Origin of the sequence: Diplocloster hominis (genome assembly GCF_032380655.1) — a bacterium.
Lineage (GTDB): Bacteria > Bacillota > Clostridia > Lachnospirales > Lachnospiraceae > Diplocloster > Diplocloster hominis.
Window position 1 is genome coordinate 1 of sequence record NZ_JAWDIY010000068.1, and the last position, 9,369, is coordinate 9,369.

Here is a 9,369-nt window from a genome sequence, read left to right on the forward strand (position 1 = left end):
ATTGTCTAACTCCATGTATAATCAGCTTCTTTCTGTTTCGACTGATTGTATAATAACATATCATTATATATTGATCAAGTAGTGTGCGACGCAATTCATCCCCCACTTTAGAAGAGGGGTACTTCTTGCTAAGGTTGATTAAAATCAGAGGTTTGGAAAAAGAATATTGTACAGTTATGGGAATGCTATATATAATGACACGCTTAGGAACTGCAAAGAAAGTCACTCCCGTTTTTGAACAGGTTATGGGAAAGAATCCCCGGACATTTCAGCAGTTTGTACAAAAAAACATAGCATTTTGGCAATAGAAATTAAGCGGTAGGCAAAAAAACCCCCGATCAGCATGAAGGCTCATCGAAGGTTTTGATCACAGTTCATCTGGCGCATTGATTTCCTTACCTACAAGATCAATCACTTTCCGAAAGCCCTTCCGGTCTTTTAACGTACTTCCCAGTGAAGTAGGAACCGCAATAATATTCTGGCGTCCAACCTGTTGCACAAAAGTGCGCACTGCGGGCGGAAAATTATCGGCCCAGACCGGAAACACCACGGCTACCACCTCTCCTGCTTTGGGTTTTTCATATATAGCGGGTAAACTTTTACCGCGCGTACCTGAATAACCGGCTCTCAGCCAGCCGACCGGGCCTCCCCAATGTTTACCATCTGAGATAGCAAAAGGCGAAACGCCCTGCCGCGCTGCCAATATTTCTGCAATATTTTTACTGCGCCCTGTACGGGTGAAATAATAAATCTTCATGTAACCCCCCTCTTTCTCCAATCTGTACCTCATACAGACATTTCATTCTTTTTACGTTTCACTTGCTGTAATCATCAAAAGAAGATTCATCATCAGCAATCCAGCCTGGAAACCTCACGGATCTCTTTCTATACAATCAGCATGGCATCCCCGAACGAAAAGAACCGATACCGCTCCTGTACCGCCTCTTCATAGGCATGCAGCACATTCTCCCTGCCGGCCAGCGCCGAAACCAGCATGATCAGCGTTGATTTCGGAAGATGGAAATTCGTGATCAGAGCATCCAGGATCTTAAACTGGTAACCCGGATAGATAAATATGTCGGTCCACCCGCTGCCGCTCTTGAGCAATCCGTTTTCATCAGCAGCGGATTCCAGCGTTCTGCAGCTGGTAGTCCCCACAGCGATAACCTTACCGCCTCCGGCTTTCGCCGCATTAATCTTATCCGCTTCTTCCTGTTCGATCCGATAAAATTCCGAATGCATATGATGCTCCAGAATATTATCCACCTTTACCGGCCGGAAAGTCCCCAGCCCCACATGAAGCGTCACATGTGCGATCGAAACCCCCGCCCGTTCTATCTGTTCCAGCAATTCCGTAGTAAAATGAAGTCCTGCGGTGGGCGCGGCAGCAGATCCCTCATGCCTGGCATAGACCGTCTGATAACGGTTCTTATCCTTCAGCTCATGAGTAATATAAGGCGGCAAAGGCATCTGTCCCAGCTGATCCAGAATCTCCTCAAAAATCCCTTCATAAGAAAACTGAATCAATCGGTTCCCTTCCTCTTCCACCCCTATCACTTTACCGGTCAGAATCCCATCCCCAAAAGAAATCTCAGCTCCCACCCGGGCCTTCTTCCCAGGTTTCACCAGGGTCTCCCAGACATCATTCTCCCTGCGTTTCAGGAGGAGCACTTCGATCCCTGCCTCCGTCCCGACCTTATTTCCCATCAATCTGGCCGGAATCACTTTCGTATCATTAATCACCAGGCAGTCTCCCGGGTGCAAAAAAGAAAGGATATCCCGGAACATCCGATGTTCCACCCCGCCCGTCTCCTTATCCAGCACCAGAAGCCTGGAGCCCGCACGGTCCTCCAGCGGGTCCTGCGCGATCAGTTCCTGTGGTAAATCAAAATCAAATTCATCTAAATGCATCATGATCTCCTCATTTATCAAATCCTGTGCAGCACTCAGCACAAGACTTCATCCTCCATTAAATTATCTCCATCCGCCGCACTGGTAGCCAAAAAATCACAACGTTCATTCTCCGGATGTCCATCATGTCCCTTCACCCAGATATATCTTACCACATGCGGCTCCATCGCCTTCAGAAGCCTTTTCCACAGATCCACATTCTTCACCGGCTCATTACCGCTGCGCTTCCAGCCCTTCTTCAGCCAGCTGTCGATCCACCTCTGATTAAAAGCGTCCACCAGATACTTGGAATCCGAATAAAGATCCACCGTACAGGATTTCGTCAGAGCCTCCAGCCCCACGATCGCCGCCATAAGCTCCATCCGGTTATTCGTAGTCTTCTTATACCCGCAGCTATACTCCCTCTTATGCAGATTCCCCTGGGAATCCTGAAAATGTATCACCGTACCATACCCTCCCGGTCCATCCGGATTCCCCCTGGCCGATCCATCCGTATAAATATCCACATGCATTCCTTCATTCACCTCTTCCAACGTCTTTCATGATTGTATCATTAAGCCTTCTACTTCTCAAGCCCCTTTTCTTCTGCGAGGGGGGAGAGTTTTGCGAGGGGCCGGAGAGGGAATCGGCGGGGGGCGGCACCGGGAGCGGGAGCCATTCGTAGCGGGCGCCTAATCGCTTCGGCCAGACCTAAGAACGGGTAACTCCGATGGCGGGAGAACCTCTTATTGGCAGGGCCTGGAACAAACTCGCCAGAGTACGGCTCGGACAGTGTTCCAGGCCCTGCGAGGTTCTCCCACCATCTGCGTAACCCGTTCTAAGGCCTGGTCTCAAGCGATTTGGCGCCCGCTACGAATGGCTCCCGCTCCCGGTGCCGCCCCCCGCCGATTCCCTCTCCTTCTTTGGTGAGAGCTCATATACTATGTGCAAAGCCTACGCCATTTTAAAGCTAAAACTATTCCATTCACTCTTCTGAATATATTTTCTTGAAACTGTGGATGGATTTCAATGTACTTTGAGTACAGTGTATACAATCTTTTTGATTTAAGTCTTATAGACTTATTGACTTTTAAGAAACATTAATACTTATGAGCTTATTGACTTATAAGCTTATAGACCTATAAACTTATAGACCTATAAACTAAAAGGCCTGTGAACTTAAAAGTCTATAAACTTAAAGGCCTATGAACTTAAACACCTATGAACTTCTAGGTATATAAACTTATTGCTTTATGTACTTATAGAATTATGTACTTATTGGCTTATGTACTTATAAGCTTATGTACTTATTAACTTATATAAATATAGCCAACTATTTCGCTAAAAGAATCCCAGTAAAAAGTTATGATATTTTACCGACATAATATTTATGTGCCCATACGATACATAACAGCCAGCACATGAATCTGGGGCATCACCAAAGTAGGAGTGGACAGGAACAAGGGGGAACTTCAGGGAGGGGGGAACAAAAGGAACGGGTGCCGAATCGCTTGAGGCCGTGCCTTAGAACGGGTTACGCAGAAGAGGTCGAAACCTCGCAGGACCCGGGGCACTGTTTGAGCCGCTTTCTGGCGAGTTTGCCCCGGGTCCTGCGAATAAGAGGTTTCGTCCTCTTCGGAGTTACCCGTTCTTAGGCAGGGCCGAAGCGATTCGGCACCCGTTCCTTTTGTTCCCCCCTCCCTGAAGTTCCCCCTTGTTCCTGTCCACTCCGGCCCTCCGGCCCCCCAGTCCCCCAGTCCTCAGCAAATCAAGCCCTCATACTAAGAAGTTTCTGCTTTAACTCACCTTCCAGACGGGCCAGCTCTTTTTCAGCCTCGCGCCGTTTCTGTCGGCCTTCTTCCTGGATTCGCATGACTTCATCCAGGGTGGTGATCAGGCTTTCGTTGGTGTGCTGCAGGGTCTCGATATCTACGATACCACGCTCCGACTCTTTGGCGATGTCTATGGTGGCGGTTTTTAAGGTGTCCGCGTTCTTTCTGAGAAGAGCGTTGGTCATTTCGGTGACTTCACGCTGGGCTGCGGCAGCCTGCCTTGAATTTTCCACACCCAGGGCCAGAACCATCTGGCTCTTCCATAAGGGAATCGTGTTGACCAGCGTGGACTGGATCTTGTCGGACATGAGCGTATCGTTATTCTGGACCAGTCGGATCTGGGGCGCCATTTGGATGGATATCATCCGGGTCAGCTCCAGGTCATGCAGTTTCTTTTCGAATCGGTCACAGAGGTTCGCCAGGTCGTTGGCCGCCTGCGCATCCTCCGGCAGTCCGGAACGGCTGGCCTGGTCTAAGAGATTGGCCAGATCCACGTCGTGTACCTGCTGAAGTTTCTTTTTGCCGGCTATAATATAGAGGCTTAGTTCTTTGAAGTATACGGTATTCAGCTCGTACATCTGGTCCAGCATGGCTGTGTCTTTTAACAGGTTTTTCTGGTGCTGCTCCAGGACATCACAGATTTTGTTGATGTTTACCTCGGCTTTGTCATATTTGGATTTCATGGCTGCCATTTTATTGGAGCTGCGTTTGAAGATGCCGAACAGGCCTTTTTCCTCTTCCACATCGAAGCTTTTCAGTTCATTTACCACGCCGGAGAGCATTTCCCCGATCTCTCCCAGGTCTTTGGTCCGCACGTTGTTCAGGACGTTCTGGGAGAAATCTGCTATTTTTTTCTGGGCTCCGGAACCGTATTGCAGGATCATGTTGGAGTTGTTCAGATCGATCTTCGGTATGAAGTCCTCCACCATTTTCTGCTCCTGTTCGTTCAGCGGCATATCTTCCACTCCGGCCGGCACCGGCTCCTCTTTTTGTTCCTGTTTTACCACCGGCGGAGCCGCGGGTATGGGTTCCGTATCCAGTTCCAGGGTAAATGACGGCATTTCTTTTAATGTATCGCTCATTCTTATTTCCTCCAGTGCTGCGGTTTTACAGCATATTCTTCATTATAGCAGACTGCGGTCAAAATCCCGGCCGCTGGTCAGGCCCTCCTGGGCCAGCATGGCTTCCAGCGTGGAGATCTCCGCCGACAGGTCCATCAGATCGTCCTGCATCAGGTCTTTTAACAGGTTCTTAAAAGCCAGGTTGATGTTTCCAAGCGCCTGTTTGATTTCATTTTCCGTATTGATCACTTCTTCACTCCGGATACCGTGATCTTCCAGATCCCGGTAAGCCTCCACAAGCTTCAGGGTGGTCGGCAGATAATAGCACATGAACTTGCGGATCTGGGTCACTTTGGCCGGATGCTGCTCCACATAGCTGAAGATCTTCGAGGTGATCTCCTCCAGTTCATCCAGCTTCTGAGAGATTTCTTCTTCCGGCAGGGCGACATTTATTTCCTTGACTTTTCGGATATAATGTTTTCCCTCGTCCAGCAGTTCCTGAAGACGCGCCGCCTGAGGGTCTTTTTCCTCCCTCTCTTTCCGGCGTTTTTCTTCCTCCTGCATCTGCCTGATATGTTCCTGGGTCTCCAGATATTGGTGGTAGGTTTCCTGATCCAGAATCAGACAGGTTTCTTTTTCGTCCAGATAGCCGACCGGGAACAAACGCAGCCGGATCATCTTTTTCAAATCTTTGACAATCTCCTTTGAAGTCTTCCCTGTGGCAGCGGCTAACTCCGAGATTTCACAGTAAGTTCTGCCGTGGATCAGTGCGCGGTATCTGGTAAACCGTTCAAACCGGCCCTTTTGCACGCCGCCCCTGGCAATCAGGGATACACAGCCGGACAGAAGCAAAAAGAAAATCACAGCGGCCGGAATTCCTATAGGATTGAAGTTCAGAATCAGATTCAGCACCATCCCCAAAAAGGCGACTCCGGTAAATGTGCAGCCAATGATTCCAAGGACAATATTCGCTGTCCCCTTCGGCTCACGGTACCTGACCGCCGGCTGGGTTGGCGGCTTCGACCAGGTCACGCTTCCAGTCTTGCGGTCCTCCCGGTAAGGGTGTGTCGGCCTCGTCCGGTTACGGGTTCTTGCATAGTTCGAGTGAAATTCTGACGGATCAAAGTTCTGGTAGGTTTGGCGGAAATTCTCTTTGGTCTGATATCCCTGTCTTTTGACATCATCCATGGTCTGCTGTGTCTGTCTGCGTACATCGTCCATCGTCTGGCGAATTCCGTTATTTGCCTGGGACATAGCGGTGTTGATCGTATCTTTCAACTCATGCACAGCCCCGGATGACAGCACCCGTTCTACCGCTTCATTTATCTCCCTGCTTATATTTGAAAAACTGTCGTCCATTTTTACCTCCAGTGGCGCAATTGCCGTGCCATTCATTGTACGGATAAAAGGTTCCTGTCAACCTTTTTTATCAGCCGCAAATCTTTGGTACTATTATAGCTTGTTTCCCTTTTGGGGGCAACAGAAGTGTGAAAAATTTTTTTCACCTCTACATTTGTGCGTGGAAAAACACGTTCAGTGGAATTATGAACCGGGTTTATATACGGAAAATATACCCGCTGTTGGATACGGCCGGCGGAATCAGGTATAAATAAACGGATTTATCAATATATTTTAAACAAATGGAATTCGGGGGGATAAGTTGAAAAGCCTGAAAAAAATTCCTTATAAAAACCTATTTAAATTAACTCTGCTGTTTGCCGCTGCCTTTTTCATAGGTCAGATCGCCGGGCGGGTTGTGGATTACATGCAGCCGGAAGCCATACCGACCGCCGCCGAGGGCAGCTGGGGGTTAAGCTTCCAGGAGGAAGGACAGCCGCCGGTGGCTAACGCCACGTTCGATGAGTTAAAACAATACGACGCATATTATGCGGAGAATACAACCGACAAAGTTCTGTATCTGACCTTTGACTGCGGATATGAAAATGGCAATACCGCGCCTATTCTGGATGCCCTGAAGAAGCACAATGCCCACGCCACGTTCTTCGTGGTCGGCAATTTTCTGTCCACCAGCCCGGACCTGGTAAAACGAATGGTCGCGGAAGGACATATCGTGGGCAATCATACATACAACCATCCGGATATGTCCAAGATCTCCACAATGGACGCTTTTTCCAAGGAGTTAGGGGATATCGAAACCCTGTACCAGGAGACGATCGGCCAGCCCATGACCAAATACTACCGCCCGCCTCAGGGGAAATACAGTGAAGCCAACCTAAAAATGGCGCAGGAACTGGGTTATAAGACCTTCTTCTGGAGTCTGGCCTATGTAGACTGGTATCAGGATAAACAGCCCACGAAGGATGAGGCCTTTGACAAGCTTCTGGGCCGCATCCATCCCGGAGCCGTCGTCTTACTGCACAGCACTTCCAAAACCAACGGAGAGATCCTGGATGAACTGCTGACCAAATGGGAAGAGATGGGCTATACCTTCAAAACCCTGGATCAGCTCGTAAGCGGCTCCTGATTTCAACTTGCGTTGTGATTTGCTCTCTATTATTGCATTATTTGCTTTACCAAAGTAAAACCTACTCGCTCAAAGCCCAAACGCCTTCCTCCGCAAACCGGGTGGCCATGTTTTCCGCCTTATTGATAATCTCCTCATCGTAACCGATCAGACCAAGCAGGCGGATTGCATTTCTTGAGGTCGCCCGGCCCTCACGGAGGCAGTAATCAAACAAAATGTCCTGATCCTTAATTTCTTCTCTGAAATGATAGTTATCATAGGAATTCTCCAGAATATACGTCAGCTCAATATCATGGGTAGCTGCAAAGCAGAGCACACCCGCGTCATTCAAACTTTTCAGTATCTCGGAGGATGCGGCGATCCGCTCCACCGTATTGGTCCCTCTAAGCACCTCATCCACAAAACACAAAACCGGATGTTCTTTGTCCACTGCGTCCAGAATCCGCTTCAGGGATTTAATTTCTACTATAAAATAGCTCTCCTGCCCCATCAGATTATCCTTTAACGCCATTGAAGAATAGATACGGAAATAATTCCCCTGATAGCGGTCAGCCAGCGCCGTATGGATCGTCTGGGCCAGAATCGCATTGATGGCGATAGTTTTTAAAAATGTAGATTTACCGGATGCGTTGGAGCCGGTGAGAAGAACTCCCCGTTTGGCCTGTATGGTACTGGCCACCGCATGCTCCACCAGCGGATGATAGATATTTTCCGCCTCCAGGCGGACGTTCTCTCCCTGTAGAAGTTCAGGCAGGCACACATACGGCATCATTTCCCTGAAATTAGCGATGGCGATCATGCTTTCCAGCATTCCGATCTGCTCGATAAACAGCTCCGCATCCTTTAAATGCAGCTTCACTTCTTTGAGCATCCAGTTAAATTTAATCAGATCCACATGGAAAACCATACGGATATAATCCAGAATCATAGCCAGCGGATCCTCATTCATCCCACCCTGTCCGGCCAGCACCAGAAAAGAATTCTTCCGGAATTTGTTAAACTGTCTGGACGTTTTCTTCATCTCCGCCTGATATTTCTCAATCTCCCTGATATTTAACTTCTCCAGTTCTTTCGCCGTATCCATCATTTTAATAATAAACGCGAAAGCGCTGATATACGGCTCAATCTCTTTCTTCCGGGAAAAATAATTCATGATATTCACGCACATAACCACAATAAAAAATATAATTCCCTGGGCCGGCGCGACAAAAATGGACACGATACCTGCCAGGGCGAGCACTGCCATAATAATATGCGGCACAAGCTTCATCTCGGTCAGATCCGCAAGCCAATAGATATAATCCGCCAGCGACACCCCCTTGACCCGGCCCATCTTCGCGTAAATCTTCTCCACGGATCGCCGTTCGCTCTCGTGGGACGCGAAATAAGAGATCAGCCTCTCCCTTTCTTCCAGCACCGACTTCTCATAAACAGGCGTCCTCATCATATCATAGAGACATTCCTGTCCCGGCGAAGACCAGGTATGGTTTACCAGCATAAACACCTCATCCATATCCAGATCATTCCAGGTAATGTCATCGATCCCTGTCACCCCGTCATGCCGGCGCCTGCAAAAATGAGATATACTGTCAAACTCCTCCGCCGTATATTCCTGCTCCGGCTGTTTCCCCCAGCTGAGCGCGATCTTCCTCTCCCTTTTCCGTTCCCAGTTGATCCTGTCATAAAATAATTTCAGGAACACGATCAGCAGCACGGCTCCCACTGCAATTGCCACAAACCAATATTCATTCATATGACCAACTCCTGTCATTTCTAAGTACCAGCATCACTGTACTATTTTAATAATACAATAATACGCTCATCTCAAATTCATGTCAAGCTTATCATTCGAAATGAACGCTAACTATGGGGTAACTTTGACTTAGGGCCGGGAAGAAACCTGGGGGGCGGGGGCTCCTGTTTTGGGACGCGGGGCGGGGCGGGCTCCTGTCCGTTGGCGGGCGGAGGGCTGTCCGCTGGCAGCTGCTAAGTGAAATCCAGGCCGCAGATTCAGGAACCGGGCCAATTCACCAGGAACGCATGATGCGTTCCCGGTTCAGTGGCCCTTGCCCGTCGGACGTGAAGTCCGCCGTGCATCCTG

The 9,369-nt window shown here is 48.9% G+C and carries 7 protein-coding genes; 1 reads left to right on the plus strand and 6 read right to left on the minus strand.

The window, feature by feature from the left end:
• Positions 1–367 precede the first annotated feature (367 nt).
• The 5 genes from ABC831_RS26040 to ABC831_RS26060 all read right to left on the minus strand — a co-directional run bounded on the left by ABC831_RS26040 (position 368) and on the right by ABC831_RS26060 (position 6,142).
• Entirely contained in the window at positions 368–757 is a 390-nt protein-coding gene (locus ABC831_RS26040) for an NADPH-dependent FMN reductase family protein (protein ID WP_343250996.1), read from the minus strand.
• Between the two features lie 128 nt (positions 758–885).
• Positions 886–1,911 carry a tRNA preQ1(34) S-adenosylmethionine ribosyltransferase-isomerase QueA gene (queA, locus tag ABC831_RS26045; protein ID WP_343251001.1) on the minus strand — a complete coding sequence of 342 codons (1,026 nt, stop codon included), beginning with the start codon at positions 1,909–1,911 and terminating at the stop codon, positions 886–888.
• 35 nt (positions 1,912–1,946) lie between these two features.
• Entirely contained in the window at positions 1,947–2,423 is a 477-nt protein-coding gene (gene rnhA, locus ABC831_RS26050) for a ribonuclease HI (RefSeq protein WP_343251002.1), read from the minus strand.
• 1,235 nt (positions 2,424–3,658) lie between these two features.
• Entirely contained in the window at positions 3,659–4,804 is a 1,146-nt protein-coding gene (locus ABC831_RS26055; RefSeq protein WP_343250997.1) for a toxic anion resistance protein, read from the minus strand.
• A 42-nt stretch (positions 4,805–4,846) separates the two neighbouring features.
• Entirely contained in the window at positions 4,847–6,142 is a 1,296-nt protein-coding gene (locus ABC831_RS26060; protein ID WP_343250998.1) for a 5-bromo-4-chloroindolyl phosphate hydrolysis family protein, read from the minus strand.
• A gap of 301 nt (positions 6,143–6,443) precedes the next feature.
• On the opposite strand from ABC831_RS26060, the gene ABC831_RS26065 reads away from it, so the two are divergent.
• The gene (locus ABC831_RS26065) at positions 6,444–7,268 is read left to right on the plus strand and encodes a polysaccharide deacetylase family protein (protein ID WP_343250999.1); all 825 of its coding nucleotides are present in this window, start codon (positions 6,444–6,446) and stop codon (positions 7,266–7,268) included.
• Positions 7,269–7,329: 61 nt separating this feature from the next.
• On the opposite strand, the gene ABC831_RS26070 is transcribed toward ABC831_RS26065, so the two are convergent.
• The gene (locus ABC831_RS26070; protein WP_343251000.1) at positions 7,330–9,021 is read right to left on the minus strand and encodes a MutS-related protein; all 1,692 of its coding nucleotides are present in this window, start codon (positions 9,019–9,021) and stop codon (positions 7,330–7,332) included.
• Between the last annotated feature and the right edge of the window lie 348 nt (positions 9,022–9,369).